Source organism: Pseudomonas sp. OST1909 (assembly GCF_015277575.1).
Classification (GTDB): Bacteria; Pseudomonadota; Gammaproteobacteria; order Pseudomonadales; family Pseudomonadaceae; genus Aquipseudomonas; species Aquipseudomonas synxantha_A.
This window is the reverse complement of the sequence record NZ_CP063780.1, coordinates 2244448-2263169: the sequence shown is the minus strand read 5'-3', so window position 1 is coordinate 2263169 and position 18722 is coordinate 2244448. Positions and strand designations below refer to the sequence as shown.

Annotated in this window: 19 protein-coding genes; 11 read left to right on the top strand and 8 right to left on the bottom strand. The window is 59.0% G+C overall.

All coding sequences use genetic code 11. The annotated features are described in order from the left end of the window. Positions 1 to 24 precede the first annotated feature (24 nt). Together mobA and IH404_RS09970 are read left to right on the top strand one after the other, a co-directional pair. The gene (mobA, locus tag IH404_RS09975; RefSeq protein ID WP_005786488.1) at positions 25 to 627 is read left to right on the top strand and encodes a molybdenum cofactor guanylyltransferase MobA; all 603 of its coding nucleotides are present in this window, start codon (positions 25 to 27) and stop codon (positions 625 to 627) included. A gap of 79 nt (positions 628 to 706) precedes the next feature. After that, complete coding sequence (locus tag IH404_RS09970; protein ID WP_005786486.1) at positions 707 to 928, top strand: YgdI/YgdR family lipoprotein; 222 nt, start codon at positions 707 to 709, stop codon at positions 926 to 928. Between the two features lie 55 nt (positions 929 to 983). On the opposite strand, the gene IH404_RS09965 is transcribed toward IH404_RS09970, so the two are convergent. The 3 genes from IH404_RS09965 to IH404_RS09955 form a co-directional block, all read right to left on the bottom strand. After that, positions 984 to 1874 (bottom strand): pseudouridine synthase, encoded by an 891-nt coding sequence (locus IH404_RS09965; RefSeq protein WP_005786484.1) that lies wholly within the window; start codon positions 1872 to 1874, stop codon positions 984 to 986. A gap of 69 nt (positions 1875 to 1943) precedes the next feature. Next, the gene (locus IH404_RS09960) at positions 1944 to 2279 is read right to left on the bottom strand and encodes a hypothetical protein (protein WP_003189932.1); all 336 of its coding nucleotides are present in this window, start codon (positions 2277 to 2279) and stop codon (positions 1944 to 1946) included. Positions 2280 to 2353: 74 nt separating this feature from the next. Further along, on the bottom strand, positions 2354 to 2590 hold the full coding sequence (locus tag IH404_RS09955) for a glutaredoxin family protein (protein WP_005786480.1): 237 nt from the start codon (positions 2588 to 2590) through the stop codon (positions 2354 to 2356). A gap of 153 nt (positions 2591 to 2743) precedes the next feature. On the opposite strand from IH404_RS09955, the gene IH404_RS09950 reads away from it, so the two are divergent. Continuing rightward, on the top strand, positions 2744 to 4480 hold the full coding sequence (locus IH404_RS09950) for a monovalent cation:proton antiporter-2 (CPA2) family protein (RefSeq protein WP_157264135.1): 1737 nt from the start codon (positions 2744 to 2746) through the stop codon (positions 4478 to 4480). Here the strand turns inward: IH404_RS09950 and IH404_RS09945 are convergent. Then, positions 4467 to 5675, bottom strand: coding sequence for an ammonium transporter (locus IH404_RS09945; protein WP_122732662.1), 1209 nt, complete (start codon positions 5673 to 5675; stop codon positions 4467 to 4469). The two genes, IH404_RS09950 and IH404_RS09945, sit on opposite strands and share 14 nt — an antisense overlap. A gap of 346 nt (positions 5676 to 6021) precedes the next feature. Here IH404_RS09945 and IH404_RS09940 point away from each other — a divergent pair, with 346 nt between their 5' ends. The 7 genes from IH404_RS09940 (at position 6022) to IH404_RS09910 (ending at position 13663) form a co-directional block, all read left to right on the top strand. Continuing rightward, the gene (locus IH404_RS09940; RefSeq protein ID WP_005786475.1) at positions 6022 to 6336 is read left to right on the top strand and encodes a YqjD family protein; all 315 of its coding nucleotides are present in this window, start codon (positions 6022 to 6024) and stop codon (positions 6334 to 6336) included. 2 nt (positions 6337 to 6338) lie between these two features. Further along, positions 6339 to 6743 carry a phage holin family protein gene (locus IH404_RS09935; protein WP_005786473.1) on the top strand — a complete coding sequence of 135 codons (405 nt, stop codon included), beginning with the start codon at positions 6339 to 6341 and terminating at the stop codon, positions 6741 to 6743. Beyond that, positions 6740 to 7078, top strand: coding sequence for a hypothetical protein (locus tag IH404_RS09930; RefSeq protein ID WP_005786471.1), 339 nt, complete (start codon positions 6740 to 6742; stop codon positions 7076 to 7078). The genes IH404_RS09935 and IH404_RS09930 overlap by 4 nt, the downstream gene beginning before the upstream one ends. A 163-nt stretch (positions 7079 to 7241) precedes the next feature. Beyond that, entirely contained in the window at positions 7242 to 8573 is a 1332-nt protein-coding gene (locus tag IH404_RS09925) for a deoxyguanosinetriphosphate triphosphohydrolase (RefSeq protein ID WP_005786469.1), read from the top strand. A 169-nt stretch (positions 8574 to 8742) separates the two neighbouring features. Then, entirely contained in the window at positions 8743 to 9123 is a 381-nt protein-coding gene (locus tag IH404_RS09920; protein WP_005786468.1) for a response regulator, read from the top strand. A 269-nt stretch (positions 9124 to 9392) separates the two neighbouring features. Beyond that, positions 9393 to 10019 carry a response regulator transcription factor gene (locus IH404_RS09915; protein WP_005786466.1) on the top strand — a complete coding sequence of 209 codons (627 nt, stop codon included), beginning with the start codon at positions 9393 to 9395 and terminating at the stop codon, positions 10017 to 10019. Positions 10020 to 10027: 8 nt separating this feature from the next. Continuing rightward, complete coding sequence (locus tag IH404_RS09910) at positions 10028 to 13663, top strand: transporter substrate-binding domain-containing protein (protein ID WP_005786464.1); 3636 nt, start codon at positions 10028 to 10030, stop codon at positions 13661 to 13663. A 67-nt stretch (positions 13664 to 13730) separates the two neighbouring features. Here the strand turns inward: IH404_RS09910 and IH404_RS09905 are convergent, their stop codons facing one another. After that, positions 13731 to 14213, bottom strand: coding sequence for a GAF domain-containing protein (locus IH404_RS09905; protein ID WP_032877122.1), 483 nt, complete (start codon positions 14211 to 14213; stop codon positions 13731 to 13733). Then, positions 14210 to 15100, bottom strand: coding sequence for an ATP-binding protein (locus IH404_RS09900; protein ID WP_194440355.1), 891 nt, complete (start codon positions 15098 to 15100; stop codon positions 14210 to 14212). Before IH404_RS09900 ends, IH404_RS09905 begins: the two co-directional genes overlap by 4 nt. A gap of 164 nt (positions 15101 to 15264) precedes the next feature. Between IH404_RS09900 and IH404_RS09895 the strand changes: the two genes are divergently transcribed. After that, positions 15265 to 17574: a response regulator gene (locus IH404_RS09895; protein ID WP_194440663.1), complete on the top strand. Its 2310-nt coding sequence runs from the start codon at positions 15265 to 15267 to the stop codon at positions 17572 to 17574. Positions 17575 to 17596: 22 nt separating this feature from the next. On the opposite strand, the gene IH404_RS09890 is transcribed toward IH404_RS09895, so the two are convergent. After that, positions 17597 to 18082, bottom strand: coding sequence for a glutathione peroxidase (locus IH404_RS09890; protein ID WP_005786456.1), 486 nt, complete (start codon positions 18080 to 18082; stop codon positions 17597 to 17599). A gap of 74 nt (positions 18083 to 18156) precedes the next feature. After that, positions 18157 to 18555 carry a peptide-methionine (R)-S-oxide reductase MsrB gene (gene msrB, locus IH404_RS09885; RefSeq protein WP_005786454.1) on the bottom strand — a complete coding sequence of 133 codons (399 nt, stop codon included), beginning with the start codon at positions 18553 to 18555 and terminating at the stop codon, positions 18157 to 18159. Between the last annotated feature and the right edge of the window lie 167 nt (positions 18556 to 18722).

Below are 18722 nucleotides of genomic sequence, written 5' to 3'. Positions count from 1 at the left end.
TTTACCTGCCGCAGTGGAACCGCCATGTCTCTTGAATCTTCACCCCTGCCTTGTTCGATTCTGTTGTTGGCCGGTGGTCGTGGCCAACGCATGGGCGGCCAGGACAAGGGGCTGCTTCAATGGCGGGGCGAGCCCTTGATTGCCCACCTGCAACGGCTGGTCAGGCCGCTCACGGATGACCTGATCATCTCGTGCAATCGCAACCTTGAACACTACGCGCCCTATGCCGACCAACTGGTCAGTGATGACAGCTCGGACTTTCCCGGCCCGTTGGCGGGTATCCGAGCAGGACTCTTCGCTGCACGCCATGAACATCTGCTGATCTTGCCGTGCGATGTGCCGCAGATTGATGAGCGACTGCTGGCCGACCTGCGTCAGATTGCCCAACGCAATCTGCAGGTTCCCGTCATGGTGCGTCATGGCGAGTTCTGGGAACCCTTGCTGTGCATTATCCCAACAGGCCTGAAAGATCAGGTGGAACGGGCCTGGCAAGCGGGTGAACGCAGCCCGCGCAAGGTCCTGCTGCAACTGGGTGGCGTCGGCCTGGAATGCCCGGCCGATGACCCGCGCCTGGCCAATCTTAATACGCCCGAGCTGTTGCACCCACGGGCTGGCGTGTCAGAATGAGCCTTTCACAAGGAACTTTGCCGACGTCCCATACGTCACAAGGTCAGCAATTTAAAAGTATTTTCTCGGAGACAAACTCATGACTCAACGGACCATCGCCGCTCTCATGCTTGCACTGGGCCTCGCCACCCTCGCCGGTTGCGCCTCGCCAACAGTGATCACCCTGAATGACGGTCGCGAAATCCAGGCCGTCGACACCCCGAAATTTGACGAAGATTCGGGTTTCTACGAATTCCAACAGCTTGACGGCAAGCGCACCCGCATCAATAAAGATCAGGTTCGCACCGTTAAAGATCTGTAAGCCTTAACGCTTGCCAACAAGGCCCGCCTCGCGCGGGCCTTGTCGTTTGCGGCGTTTACCAGTCGAGGGTGATACGGCTGTGAAAACTGCGTTCTTCACCATTTAGCGGGTCGATGAAACGCACGCCCTGGGCCAGCAGCTTCAGGGGGTGGGCGTAGTCGTCCTCGGCGTCCTTGACCACCTCGGGATAGAACGGGTCATTGCAGATACTCGCCCCGAGGGCAGTCATGTGTACGCGCAGCTGGTGTTTCTTGCCAGTCACCGGGAACAGACCGTAACGCCATAAACCACCCTTTTTCTCGCGCACCTCAACGGCCGTCTCGGTGTTGCTGGCGCCCGGCCCTTCCTGCATCCGAAAGAAGGGTTCGCCATCCACCAGGCGGCTTTTATGCACCAGGGGAAAGCTCAGATTCGGCAGGGCCGGGGCGATGGCTTCGTAGAATTTGTCGATACGCCGCGTGGGAAACAGTTGCTGGTACGCCGAGCGGCTTTGCGGGTTGGCCGAGAACAGCACCAGCCCCGCCGTGTGCCTATCGATGCGGTGCAACGGCACCAGGGCGGGGTTGTCCAGGCGACGGATCAGGCGACGCAACAGGGTTTGCTCAACGTACTCGCCGGCGGGAGTTACCGGCAGGAAATGCGGCTTGTCCGCCACCACCAGATGTTCATCGGCGTACAGGATAGTTTCCTGTGCCGGAATCACTTTTTCGTTGGGTACTTCGCGAAAGTAATAGATGCACAGGCCTTCCTTGTAGGCCAGGCCCTGGCTGATCGGGCTACCGTTGATATCCAGCACTCGCCCCCGGGCAATGCGGTCCCGCCACTGTTCACGGCCAATGGCCGGGAAGTGATCGCACAGGCAGTCGATCACCGTTGCCCAAGGCCCCGGTGGCAGATACAACGTGCTGGCTTGGTGCTGGGCGGCGGAAAAACCGGAAGTGGACATGCAAATGCTCGAACCTGGAAACAGGCGGGTATTATCCCGCATGGAGCGCGATTGAGCCTAGGGCCGTTCTCATGCCTTGGCCAGTTGGGCCCGCAGCACCGGCGAAGCGCTCGCCGCCTCGGTGAACTCCTTGAGCCAGCGCAGTACGTCCACTGCTTCCCAACGGCCCGGATCATAGAGCGCGTAGAGCAAGCCTTGATAACCCACCACATCCAACTGTTTGTGATAACCGGCACGCTGGAACAGCGCCTCGATTTCCGCAAAGCAGGTGTTGAAATGCACTTTGTTGAAGGGCGTCTTGCCTTCCGTGACCAGCCCATCGAGGCGCAGCTCGTTGACCGCGTCGCGCACCACATCGGCGGACATGCGATTGACGCTGCTTTTCAATTGTTCAACATTCACCACGGGCGTTCCCTCTATTCAATCGCTGTACGAATATACAGTAACGTAATATCGGCGAACCCGCCATCGGATAAACGTCAGCGCAGAAAGGCAACGACCTGGTCGGTGTCGAACGGCCAGTCCAGTTCCGCCCCGGTGTCCTTGCGGCGAAGCACCGGAATCCGCAGGCCGTAGTCTTCTGTCAGGTCATCTGGCTCAGTGATATCCACCAACTCCACCAGCAGCCCGTGTTCGACGAGCGGCATGATTTCGGCTTCGGCAATTTCACACAGATGGCAACCCAGGGTGCCGAACAGCTGGCATTCAGGAGGCATGACGAGAGAACCCGGTCAGAAAAACAAGTGACCATTCTAAACCCGCTCGCGCCATGAAATCCCATTGCCGACAAAACACCTGACCCAAGTCACCATGGCCTATAACTGATTCAGCGATTCTCGCGGCTTTTTGCCCGTCCACCTGCAATGGAGATGCCTGTGTTTGCCAACCTGCTGATCATCCTGGCCTCATCTCTGGTGGTGATTGCGCTGTTTCGCCGGCTGCAACTGCCGCCCGTGCTGGGCTACCTGTGCGTGGGCCTGGCGGTAGGGCCTACCGCGCTGGACTGGGTGAACGACAACGAGGACCTGCCGGACCTGGCCGAGATGGGCGTGGTGTTTCTGCTGTTCTCCCTGGGCCTGGAGTTTTCCCTGTCGAAAATGTTCGCCCTGCGCCGCGTGGTGTTTGGCCTGGGCAGTTTGCAGGTGTTGGGATGCGGCGCCTTGCTCGGCGCTGCGCTGATGGGCTTGGGCCTGGCGCCCGGCGTCGCGCTGTTGCTGGGTGCTGGGTTGGCGTTGTCGTCCACGGCCATCGTCAGCAAGGAACTGACCAGTCTTGGGGAGATCTTCAGCAGCCACGGCCAGAATGCGATAGGCGTGCTGCTGTTCCAGGATGTGGTGGCGGTATTGCTGCTGACACTGGTGCCGGTGTTTGCCGGCAGCAGTGACCAAGCCTGGTACTGGGCGTTGCCGCTGACCCTGGGCAAGACTGTGGTGTTGTTCGTGGGGCTGTTATTCGCCAGCCGCTGGTTGCTGCCGCGGTTGTTCCGTGAAGTCGCCGCGTCCCATTCCGCAGAGTTGTTCGTGCTGCTGGCGCTGGTGATTGTGTTGCTCACGGCCTGGCTCACCCATCTACTCGGCCTGTCCCCTGCCCTTGGGGCGTTCCTGGCCGGCATGTTGCTGGGTGAAAGTCATTACCGTCACCAGATCGAAGCGGATATCCGGCCGTTCCGAGACATTCTGCTGGGGCTGTTTTTCGTCAGCATCGGCATGTTGATCGACTTGCAGTTGTTCATCAGCCATAGCCTGTTGATCCTAGGTCTGACCATCACGCTGATGTTGGTCAAAGGTTGCGTAGTCGCCACACTGGTCAAGCTGCGCGGCAGCGACACTGAAACCGCCTGGCGCAGCGGCCTGGCCCTGGCCCAGGGTGGCGAGTTCTGTTTTGCGCTGATGGCGCAGATGCAACAGAGCCGGTTGATTCCGGATGAGTTCAACGGCCTGCTCCTGGCCGCCACGTTCTGCTCGATGCTGTTGACGCCGCTGCTGTTGCGCGCAGCGCCGGCCATTGCCCTGCGCCTGCATCGCAAGCCCAACCAGCAAGTGCAACTGGAGCACATCACCGCGCTCAACGCTCAGTTGCACGGGCACGCGGTGATTTGCGGTTATGGTCGGGTGGGACAATCGATCGGGCGTTTTTTGCGCCGCGAGCACCAGGCGTTTATCGCCCTGGATGACGACCCCGAACGGGTGCAGGAGGCCGCCACCGAGGAAAGCAGCGTGCATTATGGCGACTGCCGCCGGGGTGCCTTGCTCAGTGCTGTGGGCCTGGAGCGAGCGCGGTTGGTGGTGATCGCCGTCGACAACAGCGATGTCGCCCTGGTGGTGCTCAAGGAAGCGCGACGGATCAACCCACAGGTGCCGATCCTGGTGCGCACCCGTGATGACAGCCAGTTGGCTGAACTCAAGGCCGCGGGGGCCAGCGAAGTGGTGCCCGAGTTGCTTGAATCAAGCCTGATGCTCGCTTCCCACGCCCTGATCCTGCTGGGCCTGCCGGACCAACAGGTACAGGCGCGGGTGGATGAAGTGCGGCAGAACCACTATCGCTTGCTGCACGGGTTTTATCCGCCGCCACACACTGATGAACAAGCGCCGATCAATCCTGACTGACCGCACCGATCTTGTGGATCGACAGGTCCGCGCCGTAATACTCCTCTTCCTGACTCAAGCGCAGCCCTTGCACGCGCTTGATCACGCCGTACACCAGCAAGCCGCCACCAAACGCCACCGACACGCCCAGGCCGGTGCCGATCAACTGGCTGATCAAGCTGACGCCGCCAAGCCCGCCCAGGGCGGCCTGCCCGAAGATGCCGCAGGCGATGCCGCCCCACACGCCACACAAGCCGTGCAACGGCCACACGCCCAGCACGTCGTCGATCTTCCAGCGCGCCTGGGCAGCGATAAAGCACCACACAAACAAGCCACCTGCGACCACGCCGGTGACCAGCGCGCCCACCGGATGCATCAGGTCGGAACCTGCGCAGATCGCCACCAGCCCGGCCAGGGGTCCATTGTGCAGGAATCCTGGGTCGTTACGGCCGATCACCAGCGCGGCCACGGTGCCGCCAACCATGGCCATCAACGAATTGACGGCCACCAGGCCGCTGACCCCGTTGAGCGTCTGCGCACTCATCACGTTAAAGCCGAACCATCCCACGATCAGGATCCACGACCCCAGCGCCAGGAACGGGATGCTCGACGGTGCAAACGCCACCAGGCGCCCTTCGCGATAACGTCCGTTGCGCGGCCCCAACAGCAACACCGCCGCCAGCGCCAGCCAGCCGCCCATGGCGTGCACCACCACGGAACCGGCAAAATCGTGAAAACTGGCGCCAAAGCTTGCAAGCAGCCAGGCTTGCAGACCGAAATTGCCGTTCCACACCAGGCCCTCGAAGAACGGGTAGATAAACGCCACGATCAGCGCAGTGGCGCACAACTGCGGAGCAAACTTCGCACGTTCGGCTATGCCGCCGGAAATGATCGCAGGGATCGCCGCGGCGAAGGTCAGCAGGAAGAAAAACTTCACCAGGCCATAACCATGATCGGCGCTGATGACGGCTGCCGGTTGCATGAAGCTCACACCGTATGAGATCCAATAGCCTATAAAGAAATAGGCCAGGGTGGAGATGGCGAAATCGCTGAGGATTTTCGACAGGGCGTTGACCTGATTCTTCTGGCGCACCGTGCCGACTTCAAGGAAGGCAAAGCCGGCGTGCATGGCCAGGACCATGACCGCGCCAATCAGGATAAACAGGGTGTTGGAGCTATGGACGAGTGTATCCACCGCACTTTGCAAATTTTCCATGGAGGTTGGCAGGCCTGCATCAAGGCAAAAAAGCACCAAATCGGTTCAAGCCCAGGGTGGGTGCACTAAATGGGTACCACCGGCTTCACCCCTCCTGGGAAGGCATGAACCGCTTTAGCGCAGCGATCAACACAACTGGCCGTTGCCGACAGGGTTTTTCCGCGGGTTTTAGTTATTTAGGGTAAGGTTTTTCAAGGCTTGCGCCCCGACCGCCCATATTCGGCGCGGGCCTTTGAGCCTGCGCACCAACGCAAAGCAAAAGCTGTACCACACAATTGCAGTGAACCTTCAGCGAACGCCGCGACTCGAAACCACACGTACAGATCAGCCACACACGGAGACAACCATGGCCGGTAAAACAGCAAAGACTGCTCAAGAGATACTGATGGCGGATTTTCAAACCCTGGTCAGTGATACCGAAAGGTTGCTGGACGACACCGCAGTGCTGGCCGGCGATCAGGCCGACGAACTGCGCACCAAGATCCACGAGAGCCTGCTCAAGGCCCGCGAGACCTTGCAACTGACCGAAGACTCCCTGCGCGAGCGCGGTCAGGCGGCCATCACCGCCACCGAAGACTACGTGCAAGCCAACCCATGGCAGTCGGTCGGCATCGCTGCCGGCGTGGGCTTTTTGATCGGTCTGCTGGCTACAAGGCGCTAATCATGTCTATCGGCGAATCCAGCTCATCAACGAGCGCACATTCTTCGGCAAGCGGTTCCACCTCCCGACGCCTGGGCGCCGCTGTGCTGGGCTTGCTGCACAGCCATGTCGAGTTGTTTGGCATCGAATTGCAGGAGCAAAAGGCCCGCACTGTCAGCCTGTTGTTGTTTGCCGGTCTGGCGTTGGTGTTCGCCCTGCTGTTGCTGGTAGGGTTGTCGACGCTGGTGATGATCCTGGTGTGGGATACCGGCTACCGCCTGACAGGGATCATCTGCCTTTGCGTGTTCTATAGCCTGGCCGCGGCCTTCTGCGGTGTGCGCCTGAAAGCGGCGGTGTTCGATGAATCCACGCCCTTCCACGCCACGCTCGAAGAGCTGGCCAACGACCGGGAGCGCCTGCTGCCATGAGCATGACCGAGATCCCGAAAAATACCTCCCGCCGGGAAATGCGCAAGACGCTGATCCGCCTGCGCATGGAAATGCACCGCCAGGAAATCCGCCATGAGTCCCAGCAACTGATGGCCCCTCTGCAGAAAATGCGCAACATGCGCCACAACTGGCAGGACAGCCTGGGCATCAAGCACGCGCCACTGTGGGGCGTGGCGGCGGTAACGCTGATGGGCTTTTTCACCGGCAAGGGCGCCAAGGGCGGCAGTATCAGCAGCGTGACACGTCTGGTGCGGCTGGGTGCAGGGTTGATCCCATTGATCAAATTGGCCATGCAAGGCTCACGCAAGGGTTAAACCTTTGCCAGCGGTTAGCTTGCCGATACCAGTGGCCCGGCCCTCCTCAACAGGTGCCGGGCCTTTTTTCGCCCGCACCGCCGACCTGTAGATTTTTGCTTGCTCCGCCACGCCGGAAACGGGAAGCTGGCGGATGTCATTCACCGAACGGAGAGTAGTTGCCTTGGATTGGCCCACCCTGCTGAACCGCGAACGCCTGGGAAAACCTCTGCACAGCCCTGAAGAACTGGGCCGCAGCCCCTTTCACAAAGACCACGACCGCATTATTTTCTCCGGCGCGTTCCGGCGCCTGGGCCGCAAGACCCAGGTGCATCCGGTATCGAGCAACGACCATATCCACACGCGCCTGACCCATTCGCTGGAAGTCAGTTGCGTCGGCCGCTCCCTGGGTATGCGCGTGGGTGAAACGTTGCGCGGCGCCCTGCCCGACTGGTGCGACCCGAGCGACCTGGGCATGGTGGTGCAATCGGCTTGCCTTGCCCACGACATCGGTAACCCGCCGTTCGGGCACTCTGGCGAGGATGCCATTCGCCACTGGTTCCAACAGGCCGCCGGGCGCGGCTGGTTGGACGACATGAGCAGCGCCGAACGCAATGACTTTCTCAACTTCGAAGGCAATGCCCAGGGCTTTCGTGTACTGACCCAACTTGAATACCATCAGTTCGACGGCGGCACGCGGCTGACCTACGCCACCTTGGGGACATACCTCAAGTACCCCTGGACCGCCCGCCACGCCGACTCGCTGGGCTACAAGAAGCACAAATTCGGCTGTTACCAGAGCGAGCTGCCGATTCTGGAGCAGATCGCCCATAAGCTCGGCCTGCCCCAGCTTGAAGAGCAACGCTGGGCCCGTCACCCGCTCGTATACCTGATGGAAGCGGCCGACGACATCTGCTATGCGCTGATCGACCTGGAAGACGGCTTGGAAATGGAGCTGCTGCAGTACGCCGAAGTCGAGTCGCTGTTGCTTGATCTGGTGGGCGATGACTTGCCGCAGACGTACCGCCAATTGGGCCCGCTTGACTCTCGGCGCCGCAAGCTGGCGATCTTGCGCGGCAAAGCGATTGAGCACCTGACCAATGCGGCGGCGCAGGCCTTTGTCGAACAGCAGGACGCCCTGCTCGCTGGCACGCTGCCGGGTGATCTGGTCGAGCATATGCACGGGCCGGCGAAGCGCTGTGTGCTGGATGCCAAGGACATGGCGCGCAAGAAGATCTTCCAGGATAAGCGCAAGACACTGCACGAAATCGGCGCCTACACCACCCTGGAAATCCTGCTGAACGCCTTCTGCGGCGCGGCCCTTGAACAACATGGCGGGCGCACGCCGTCATTCAAGAATCGGCGCATTCTGGACTTGCTGGGCAATAGCGCGCCGGATCCGGCCTGGCCGCTGCACGCCTCGTTCCTGCGGATGATCGACTTCATCGCCGGTATGACCGACAGCTACGCCACTGAAATGGCACGGGAGATGACCGGGCGTTCCAGCCCTCAATAACGATCCGATCAAGCCGCCCGTTCCCTGAAACGAATCGCCCTACGATGGGAACAGAGCGGCCTGATCGAATTCGTACAGGCGCCCGAAGAATAATCACGCACGCTCCTAACGGGCCAGCCGCGCAATTCCTACCGCCCCCATCGACGCTTGCATCACTGTGTGCACTTTTATGCCCAGACACTCTCTTCGTATTCTTTTGGTGGAGGATCACCCTTTTCAACTTCTGGCCACCCAGTGCTTGCTCAAAAGCTTCGGCTTCGAGCAACTGACACCCGTGGAAAATGCCGAGCAGGCCATACACACGATGAGTCGGTCCGAACACCCCTTCGACCTGATGCTGTGTGACCAATGCCTGCCTGACCTGCCAGGGCTTGAACTGATCGAAATCGCCAACCGCCAGCGCTTCATCACTGGCGCCATTCTGTTAAGCGGCTTACCCATGCAGGAATTGATCAACCTGAGCAGGCAAGCCTTGCAACGACGTCTTCCACTGCTTGGCTATTTATCCAAGCCCTTGAACAAAGATGAGTTGGAAAGGCTAATAGGTTAACTTTTAACTCTCTCATGTAGGAACTTAAACACCATTTTCAACGAAAAACACTATAAGGCCCGTCGTAAAATCCAAGGCCCCGTTTGTTGGCGTAACCACCTTCAAATTATTGATATACCCTGTAACGCCACCCTGACAACTTGTAGGCTTTTGCCTTATTAAATGTAGGAACTTTCCTGTTTTGCATTTACTCCCTGTGCGCTTCATGCTGCACCCTCATCTTCTGAGCTAATGTGCCCGCTTTATTTGCACCAGCATGGAATGTAATTATGAACTCAGTTTTTATTATCGATGACCACCCGGTAATCCGGCTTGCCATTCGAATGTTACTGGAGCATGAGGGTTACAAGGTCGTCGGCGAAACAGACAATGGGTGCGATGCGATACAGATGGTCCGCGAATGCCTTCCAGACCTGGTGATTCTCGACATCAGCATCCCGAAACTCGACGGCCTTGAGGTGCTCTGCCGATTCAACGCCATGAACACCTCGATGAAAACCCTCGTGCTCACGGCGCAATGCCCTACGCTGTTCGCCACGCGATGCATGCGCTCGGGTGCCGAGGGCTATGTGTGCAAGGAAGGGGACTTGAGCGAGTTGCTGAGCGCCATCCGTGCGGTCCTGTCCGGTTACAACTACTTCCCCAGCCAGGCGTTGAACGGCCCCGGAACGGAAGGCCTGGATGTACAAGAACTGGAACTGTTCAAGACAGTCAATGACCGGGAGCTGATGGTCTTGCAACTTTTTGCACAAGGCCGCACTAACAAGGAAATAGCCAAAGGCATGTTTTTGAGCAACAAGACTGTCAGTACTTATAAAAAGAGGTTAATGCAAAAACTCAAAGCCAAATCCTTGGTAGAACTCATCGAGATGGCAAAACGAAACGCGCTAGTGTGAGAAAGCGGATGCCCAGGCGTATAAAGGACTATCTGATTATATTGAGTGCCGGTCTGTACTTCAGCACTGCCGTGCTCGCAGAGCACCAAACAAACCCGGAACGCTTCACCTTATTGAGTCGTGCGGGAGCCGTTCAACTCGGCACTCATTTTGATAAGGCTCAGCACCAGTGGCTACAAAACAAACGCGAACTGGTGCTGGGCACCTCCGCGCCCGATTACCCGCCATTCGACCTGACGTCCAGCGGCTATGATTATGAAGGGCTGACCGCCGATTACGCGGGGTTGTTGGCCAAAGCACTCTCCTTGCCGGTCAACGTAATGCGCTACCCGTCCCGGGATGCAGCCATTCGAGCCTTGGAAACCGGGGAAATCGACTTGTTGGGCTCATCCAACGGTTTTGAGGCTGCGACACCGAACCTTATCCTCTCTGAACCCTACGCCGTGGACCAACCGGTACTGGTCACCCGCGAGGGAGAAACCCGTAGCCTCAACGAGGGCCTGGACGGGCTGCGCTTGAGCCTTGTCTACCATTACCTGCCGCTCAATGAGGTAGAAAAGCTGTACCCCAAGGCCATCATCCGCGCCTATCCGTCTTATCAGAACGCCTTGAATGCGGTGGCCTTCGACCAGGCGGATGTGTTTCTGGGTGACACCATTTCCACCCACTACATGATCAACAAGGGTTATCTCAAAAACATCCGCATGGCCAATTTCGGCAAGCATGAGGCTTATGGTTTCAGCTTCGCCATGCGTGAAGATAACCGCGTGCTGCTGAGCATTGTCGACGCGGTCCTGGCTGCGGTCCCCATCACCGAACGAGACAGCATCGCCAAACGCTGGAGCGCCGGCAGCGATATCCTGCTCACCGACAAGAAATTGCAACTGACCCAACGCGAAGAGCGCTGGCTTAAAGAGCATCCGGTGGTCAAGGTGATCGTCAATGAAACCTTCGCGCCTCTCACGTTCTTCGATGCGGACGGCAACTTTCGCGGCATTACCGCCGATCTCCTGGAGCTGATTCGCCTGCGCACCGGCCTACGCTTTTCGATCGTACGCGGGCGTGATGTCAACGCGATGATCGATCAGGTCACCAGCCAGAAGGTCGATATGATCGGGGCCATTGTGCCGAGCAACACAAGGGACTCGCAGCTCAATTTCAGCCGACCCTACCTGGAAAACTCCTACGTATTGTTGACACGCAAGGAGCCAGGGCCACCCGCGAACATCGCACAAATGGCAGGAAAGCGCCTGGCGATAACCCAGGGCAACCCCTTGATCGAGACCTTGACCAACGATTTTCCCCAGGTTCACCTGGTCGAAACCAGTGATACTTTCAGGGCATCGGAGTTACTCGCACAAGGCCAAGTGGATGGCGCGGTGAGCACACTGGTGATCGCCAACTACCTGCTGTCTGCCAAGGCTTTTCAGGACAAGCTGCAGATCAGCGCCAGCATTGGCACTACGCCGGCAACTTATACCCTGGCGACATCGCGCCACGCCACGGAGCTGAGCTCAATCCTCGACAAGGCGCTGCTCAGCATCGCCCCGGATGAAATGGGCGTGATCAACAGTCGTTGGCGGGGTTACACCGCCGCGTCCGACAGCTACTGGCGCAACTACCATCAATTGATATCTCGAATCATCATCGGCACCGGGCTGTTGCTACTGATTTCCCTGACCTGGAACGCCTACATGCGGCGCCAGATAAAACACCGCAAAATGGCCGAACGGGCCCTGAACGACCAATTCGAATTCATGCGTGCGCTGGTCAATGAAACCCCCCATCCGATCTACGTGCGTGACCGCAACGGCCTGCTGCAAACCTGCAACGACAGCTACCTGCAGGTATTCGACGTCAAACGCGAAGACGTGATCGGCAAAAGCGTCACCCAGATGAGCATGGCCCTGGAGTCGGAGGCGGCGCAATACCATGCCGACTATCTGCGCGTAGTGGCCGAGGGCATTCCGCTGATCCTGGATCGCACATTGCATATCCACGAGCGCAAACTGACGATCTATCACTGGATCCTGCCGTACCGCGACTCCACAGGCGAAGTCCAGGGCATCATCGGCGGCTGGATCGACATCAGCGACCGACGCGAGTTGTTTGATGAGCTACGCGCCGCCAAAGAGCGGGCCGATGAGGCCAATCGCGCCAAGAGCACGTTCCTTGCCACCATGAGCCACGAGATCCGTACGCCCATGAACGCCGTGATCGGAATGCTCGAACTGACGCTCAAGCGCGCCGATCAAGGGCATCTCGACCGCCCGGCCATCGAAGTGGCGTACAACTCGGCCAAGGATCTGCTGGAGTTGATCGGTGACATCCTGGACATCGCACGTATCGAGTCCGGCCGTCTCAGCCTGGCGCCGGAGCGCGTCAACCTGCGCGAGGTGATTGAGTCGGTGGTGCGTGTCTTCGACGGTCTGGCACGCCAGAAAACCCTCAGCCTGCTGCTGGAATTCAAGCCCGACCTGAACGATATCGAAGTGCTGATAGATCCTCTGCGCTTCAAGCAAGTACTGTCGAACCTGGTGAGCAACGCGATCAAGTTCACCGAGCAAGGTCAGGTGAAGATCAAGGTGGAAGTACAGCCGACCCAGGCACCGGAGCAGATCGAGCTGAAGCTGGTGGTGGAAGACACCGGCATCGGCATCAGCAGGGAGGATCAACTGCGTCTGTTCGAACCCTTTGCCCAAGCGGACAATTCCGGTCAACTGGCCAGAAGCGGCGCGGGGCTGGGGCTGGTGATCTGCCGCAGCCTGTGCGCCATGATGGGCGGCCAGTTGAGCCTGAGCAGCGTGCCCATGGTAGGTACCCAGGTGCACGTCAACCTGAGCGTACCTCGCCTGCAAACGATCACGGTGGTGGGTGAGCAACAGCCTGAAGCGCCGGCCGCCACTCGGGTGCTGAATGTACTGGTGGTAGACGACCACCCGGCGAACCGCCTGCTGATGTGCCAGCAACTGGGCTACCTGGGTCATCAATTCACTGCCGCCGAGCACGGTGCTGCAGGGTTCCAGGCCTGGCGCAAGGAGCATTTCGACCTGGTGATCGCCGATTGCAACATGCCCATCATGAATGGCTATGAGCTGAGCCGTTCAATCCGTGAGTATGAGCAACGCGAACAATTGGTACCTTGCGTGGTGCTGGGCTTTACCGCCAACGCCCAGCCAGAGGAAAGACAACGTTGCGTGCAGGCCGGCATGGATGACTGCCTGTTCAAGCCCATCAGCCTGACCGTACTGGAACGACAACTGGCGCAAATCGCCCCCAAACCTGCGAACCAGCGCCTGAACCTCGAGTGCCTGCAAGCGTTGACCGGCGGCGACCCGCAATTGAGTCGACGCCTGCTGGAGGAGCTGCTGAGCAGCAGCCGTGACGACCGTCAGGCGCTTGTCACGCTGTTGAACCGGCAGGCCCAACCCCCTGAGATCATTGAGCAAGCCCACAAAATCAAGGGCGCAGCCCGTATCGTTCAGGCCCATTCATTGGCTGGGCAATGCGAAGCGCTGGAGCAAACCTGCGCTCGCAATGAAGAGTGGGCAACCATTGAAACCGGCATCAAGGCGCTGGAGCATCTCATGCTGGAACTGGAGAGGATGCTGCAGGTTCAACTGGCCGAGCTGCAAGGCCAATAAACGCCCGGGCCCGCAACGGCAGGAGCGAGTCACTCGCTCCTGCACTCCTCTGCCTTGGCTTGCAGGTTCAGCAGTCGGTCAGCCGCAGGAAAATCGCCGCCAGCCGTTCAATCCCTGCCTGGTCCTGAGGTGTAAAACGGGCCAGTGAGGGACTGTCGAGGTCAAGCACGCCAATCAGCTGACCGTCTTTGACCAATGGCACCACCAACTCACTGTTCGAGGCACTGTCACAAGCGATATGGCCTGGGAACGCATGCACATCCTCCACCCGCTGGGTTTGTCGTGAAGCCGCAGCAGCGCCACATACGCCACGGCCGAAAGGGATACGTACGCAGGCTATCTGACCCTGGAACGGCCCAAGCACCAGTTCTTCATTGCGATTAAGGTAAAAGCCTGCCCAGTTCAGGTCATCGAGCTGGTTGAACAGAAACGCAGAAAACTGTGCACTGTTGGCAATAAAGTCACGCTCATCCGCCAGCAATGACTCCAGTTGTGCACACAGCATGGCGTAGCCATCGAGACCGCTGCCGGCCTGTTGTAAATCGATCATGGTTGACGTTCCAGCAATTTAAGACCTACCCAGTAACGGGCAAACTGATAGGCACAACGGCCATTGCGGTTGCCGCGCCCTGTGGCCCAGCGCACCGCGAGTACATCAAGCTGCTCATCGTGCTGCCACTGCAAGCCGGCCTTGCCGGCCAACTCGCCGATCCAGTGTTCCACCACATCCAGGAAATGCTCCTGGGAAAACGGATAGAACGACAGCCACAAGCCAAAACGGTCCGACAAGGCAATCTTGTCCTCTACCGCCTCGCTCGGGTGCAACTCGCCATCCACACGTTTCCAGTTGTCGTTGTCGCTCTGGTTCTCCGGCACCAGATGACGGCGGTTGGACGTGGCATACAACAGCACGTTTTCCGGCGCCTGCTCCAGGGAACCGTCCAGCACGCTTTTGAGCACGCGATAATCGCCTTCGCCGGCTTCGAACGAAAGGTCATCGCAAAACAAAATGAAGCGCTGCGGCAGTTTTATCAACTGTTCGACCACGCGCGGCAGGTCGGCCAGGTGGTCGCGTTCGATTTCGATCAAGCGCAGACCCGCCGTGGCGTGCTGAGCCAGCAAGGCACGCACCATGGAAGACTTGCCGGTGCCGCGAGAACCCCACAGCAGCGCGTGGTTGGCGGGCAGGCCATCGAGGAACTGCTGGGTATTACGCGCCAGTTGTTCACATTGCTTGTCGACGCCAATCAGGTCCGACAAGCGCATATCCAGGCTCACTTCCAGCGGCAACAGGAAGCCACTGCGACCTTCGCGCTGCCAACGAGCGGCCAGGCATTGGCGCCAGTCGATGGCTTGGCGCGGGGCCGGCAATAAGGGTTCCAGGCGAGCAAGTACGGCGTCGGCCCGCTCAAGGAAGGCATTCAATCGAGAATCCATGATTATTCCTCTGGCAAGTTCTTGTAAAAGATGGCGTATTGACAACCCTGCGGCAGACCGCATGAGGCTGCGTCAAAAAACGATTCGTGCCCGGCAAGCTGAAGCTTGGGGATGTTCAGCTATGCTTGCCGGGCGAAAGGAAACGTGAAGTGGTTCAACACTCGATGGATATCAAGTTCGCCCACCGCTTGTCTTATAAACAAGCCAGATTGACTGTGCTGGTCGGTTTCGTGTTGGGAACCTTGCTCAGCCTGATCCAAATCGGCATTGATTATGCCAGTGAAGACGCATCCATCAACCGTGAAATACGCTCACTGATTGAAATCAGCCATAACCCCGCGTCGCGTATCGCCTACAACATCGATGCCGAACTCGCCCAGGAGCTGACCCTGGGCCTGCTGCACTCCCCTGCAATTACCCGTGCGCAGCTGATCGACAACAATGGCGCGGTGCTGGCCGACGTCAACCGCCCGCGCAAGGAAAGCAACTATCGCCCGGTCAGCGATTTTCTGTTTGGCGCCAATCGTCAGTTCGAGGACCGACTGTTTCTCAACCATATGCCCAACGAATCCCTCGGTGTATTGCGCCTCGACGTCGATACCTATGCCTTTGGCAGCCGTTTCCTGCATCGCGCCGAGATCACCTTGCTCAACGGATTTACCCGCAGCCTGCTGCTGACCGGGATCTTGCTGGGCTTATTCTACGTAATGCTCACTCAACCACTGGTACGTATTATCCGAGAGTTGAGTACCCGCAAACAGGCACGCCTGGATTGCCCGCCGGGGCATGAGCACGACGAAATCGGCGTATTGGTCGACGTCGCCAACCAGCAATTTGAAAACATGGAAACCGAGATCCATCAGCGGCGTCACGCCGAGGACCGCCTCACCGAATACCTGGGCCAATTGGAAAATATCGTTTCGGCGCGCACCCTTGAACTCAAGGCCAGCAACCAACGCTTGAGCCAATCCAATGATGAACTGGAAGCAGCCAGGATGACCGCGCTGGGTATGGCACAGGCACGGGCCGCGTTCCTCGCCAATATGAGCCATGAAATCCGTACGCCGCTCAATGGCCTGCTGGGGATGATTGCACTGTCGCTCGACAGCTCACTGAATGCCGAGCAGCGCCAGCAACTGTCGATCGCCCATGACTCGGGCAAAGTGCTGGTCGAATTGCTCAACGATATTCTCGATCTGTCCAAGTTCGATGCCGGCCAACTGGAACTGGAACATATCCCCTTCGACTTGGGCTCACTGGTGGAAGACACTGCCAACCTGCTGTCGCAGAATGCGGCGCCGAGTGTCGAGCTGACGTGCCTGATTGATCCACAGTTTCCCGCCCAGGTCATCGGCGACCCGACCCGGGTGCGGCAAATCGTCAGTAATCTGCTTTCCAATGCCTTGAAGTTCACCCGCTTCGGCCGGGTCGATGTGCGCCTGCGTGCCCTGGAAGGCAGGGTCAATATTGAAGTCTGTGATACCGGCATCGGTATCGCCCAGGAAGCCCAGGTGAAAATCTTCCAACCCTTCACCCAGGCCGGAGCGGGCATCACCCGTCAATTTGGCGGTACGGGTTTGGGGCTGGCCTTGACGCACAATCTGTGTGAAGCCATGCAAGGCCGCTTGAGTATCAGCTCGGAGGTGGGCTTTGGCAGCCAGTTCTGCGCCGACCTCCCGCTACCCACTCATCTGCCTGCCACGCGCTATACACCACTCACAGGTGATGTAATCGCCATCACCCATGCCGGTGGCGGGTTGACAGAGCTGCTCACCACCCTGCTGCCCTCTTGGGGGCTGACACCAAGGTGCTATTCCCAAGACGATGATTTGAGCGCACTGGCCCCTGACCTGTTGATTACCGACTGCCCTGAATGCTTGTTCCGCTTGCGCCCGGCAATCAGCGCGCCGATTCTGCTGGTCACCGCCTATGGCAACTTCATGCCCAGTGAAGAAGTCGCGGCGCTGGCACCGCTGCAGCAACAAGCACGTCCATTGAGCCGTAACGCGCTGTACCAGATCCTGCAACGCAGCCTGCGCAGCAACACGCAACCGATCCTCGACCCGATCCAGATGGAAGCCGCGCCGCTGGCTCACCGCGCGCGCATCCTGTTGGTGGAGGACAACGCGGTCAATCAACTGGTGGCCAAGGGGATGCTCAGCAAGCTGGGGTGTGAGGTGATTGTGGCTGCCCATGGTGGGGAAGCGCTCAAGCTGCTTGAGGACCAGCGCTTCGATATGGTGCTGATGGACTGCAACATGCCGGTGATGGATGGCTACGAGGCCAGCCGGCAAATTCGCCGCAGCGGGCGCTGGCCAGACCTGCCCATTGTCGCCTTGACCGCAAATGCCCTGTCCGAAGAACGCGAGCGTTGCCGGGCGGCGGGCATGAACGATTACCTGGCCAAGCCGTTTCGCCGCGAAGAACTCCATGCGTTGCTGGAGTTGTGGGTACCGACGACGACAAGCCTCTGAGGCTGCGCCCACACTATCGTGGTCATTTGAGCAAGGCTTCGATCTCCTGGCTCAGGTCCTGGGGCTTGGTCGTTGGCGCAAAACGCTTGACCTGCTTGCCGTCGGGGCCGATGAGGAACTTGGTGAAGTTCCACTTGATATTCTTGGAGCCCAGCAGCCCCGGGGCCTGCTTTTTTAACTGTACGAACAACGGGTGGGCATCGCTGCCATTGACGTCGACCTTCTTGAACAGCGGAAAACTGACGCCGAAGTTCAGCTCGCAGAACTCGGCTATCGCGCCTTCGTTACCCGGTTCCTGCTTGCCGAACTGGTTGCAGGGAAACCCCAGCACCACCAGCCCCTGGTCCTTGTAGCGCTGCCAAAGTTGCTCCAGGCCCTTGTACTGGGGGGTGAAGCCACATTTGCTGGCGGTGTTGACCACCAAAATGGCCTTGCCGGCGAAATCGGCCAGGGTCTTTTGCTCACCCTTGATGGTGGTGCAAGGGATGCTCAGCAGGGAGTCGCTCATGGCAATGCCTCAATTCAGGGGAAGAAGTGATACGCGTACGCTTGACCGACCGGCATTCGGGCCTGTTTATCGCTTCAAGCCGAGCGCGGCACCAGGTCCAGGCACACCGAGTTGATGCAGTAGCGCAGGCCCGTCGGCGGCGGGCCGTCCGGGAACACATGCCCCAGGTGTGCGTCGCACTTGGCGCAGGTGACTTCGGTACGAATCATGCCGTGGCTGACGTCACGAATTTCGATCATCGCGCTGTCGGCAATCGGCGCGTAGAAGCTCGGCCAGCCGCAGCCGGAATCAAACTTGGTGGTCGAATCGAACAGAGGCTCATTACAGCAGATGCAGTGATACACGCCGTCGGTCCTGGTGCCGTTGTACTTGCCGCTGAAAGGCCGCTCGGTGCCCTTGAGGCGGCACACGTTGTACTGCTCAGGGTCGAGCATGGCCTTCCACTCATCAACGGTTTTCTGCAACTTTTCCATCGGTACACCTCGGCAACTGAAAAACCCTGATCTGTGTCTTTTCCATGGATCAGGCGGCACGTATGATTGCGCCTCTTCAAAACGCCAGTCTGGCACCCGCGCCATCGGCATTCAAACGTATTTATGGGGGCGAACCGCGCAGGATTCACCCTACGGTAGTGCCTACG

Coding starts and splice junctions, on each gene's coding strand:
- mobA (WP_005786488.1), top strand. CDS start 25: ATGTCTCTTGAATCTTCACCCCTGCCTTGTTCGATTCTGTTGTTGGCC.
- IH404_RS09970 (WP_005786486.1), top strand. CDS start 707: ATGACTCAACGGACCATCGCCGCTCTCATGCTTGCACTGGGCCTCGCC.
- IH404_RS09965 (WP_005786484.1), bottom strand. CDS start 1,874: ATGTCCACTTCCGGTTTTTCCGCCGCCCAGCACCAAGCCAGCACGTTG.
- IH404_RS09955 (WP_005786480.1), bottom strand. CDS start 2,590: ATGCCTCCTGAATGCCAGCTGTTCGGCACCCTGGGTTGCCATCTGTGT.
- IH404_RS09950 (WP_157264135.1), top strand. CDS start 2,744: ATGCCTGTGTTTGCCAACCTGCTGATCATCCTGGCCTCATCTCTGGTG.
- IH404_RS09945 (WP_122732662.1), bottom strand. CDS start 5,675: ATGGAAAATTTGCAAAGTGCGGTGGATACACTCGTCCATAGCTCCAAC.
- IH404_RS09940 (WP_005786475.1), top strand. CDS start 6,022: ATGGCCGGTAAAACAGCAAAGACTGCTCAAGAGATACTGATGGCGGAT.
- IH404_RS09935 (WP_005786473.1), top strand. CDS start 6,339: ATGTCTATCGGCGAATCCAGCTCATCAACGAGCGCACATTCTTCGGCA.
- IH404_RS09930 (WP_005786471.1), top strand. CDS start 6,740: ATGAGCATGACCGAGATCCCGAAAAATACCTCCCGCCGGGAAATGCGC.
- IH404_RS09920 (WP_005786468.1), top strand. CDS start 8,743: ATGCCCAGACACTCTCTTCGTATTCTTTTGGTGGAGGATCACCCTTTT.
- IH404_RS09915 (WP_005786466.1), top strand. CDS start 9,393: ATGAACTCAGTTTTTATTATCGATGACCACCCGGTAATCCGGCTTGCC.
- IH404_RS09910 (WP_005786464.1), top strand. CDS start 10,028: ATGCCCAGGCGTATAAAGGACTATCTGATTATATTGAGTGCCGGTCTG.
- IH404_RS09905 (WP_032877122.1), bottom strand. CDS start 14,213: ATGATCGATTTACAACAGGCCGGCAGCGGTCTCGATGGCTACGCCATG.
- IH404_RS09900 (WP_194440355.1), bottom strand. CDS start 15,100: ATGGATTCTCGATTGAATGCCTTCCTTGAGCGGGCCGACGCCGTACTT.
- IH404_RS09895 (WP_194440663.1), top strand. CDS start 15,265: ATGGATATCAAGTTCGCCCACCGCTTGTCTTATAAACAAGCCAGATTG.
- IH404_RS09890 (WP_005786456.1), bottom strand. CDS start 18,082: ATGAGCGACTCCCTGCTGAGCATCCCTTGCACCACCATCAAGGGTGAG.
- msrB (WP_005786454.1), bottom strand. CDS start 18,555: ATGGAAAAGTTGCAGAAAACCGTTGATGAGTGGAAGGCCATGCTCGAC.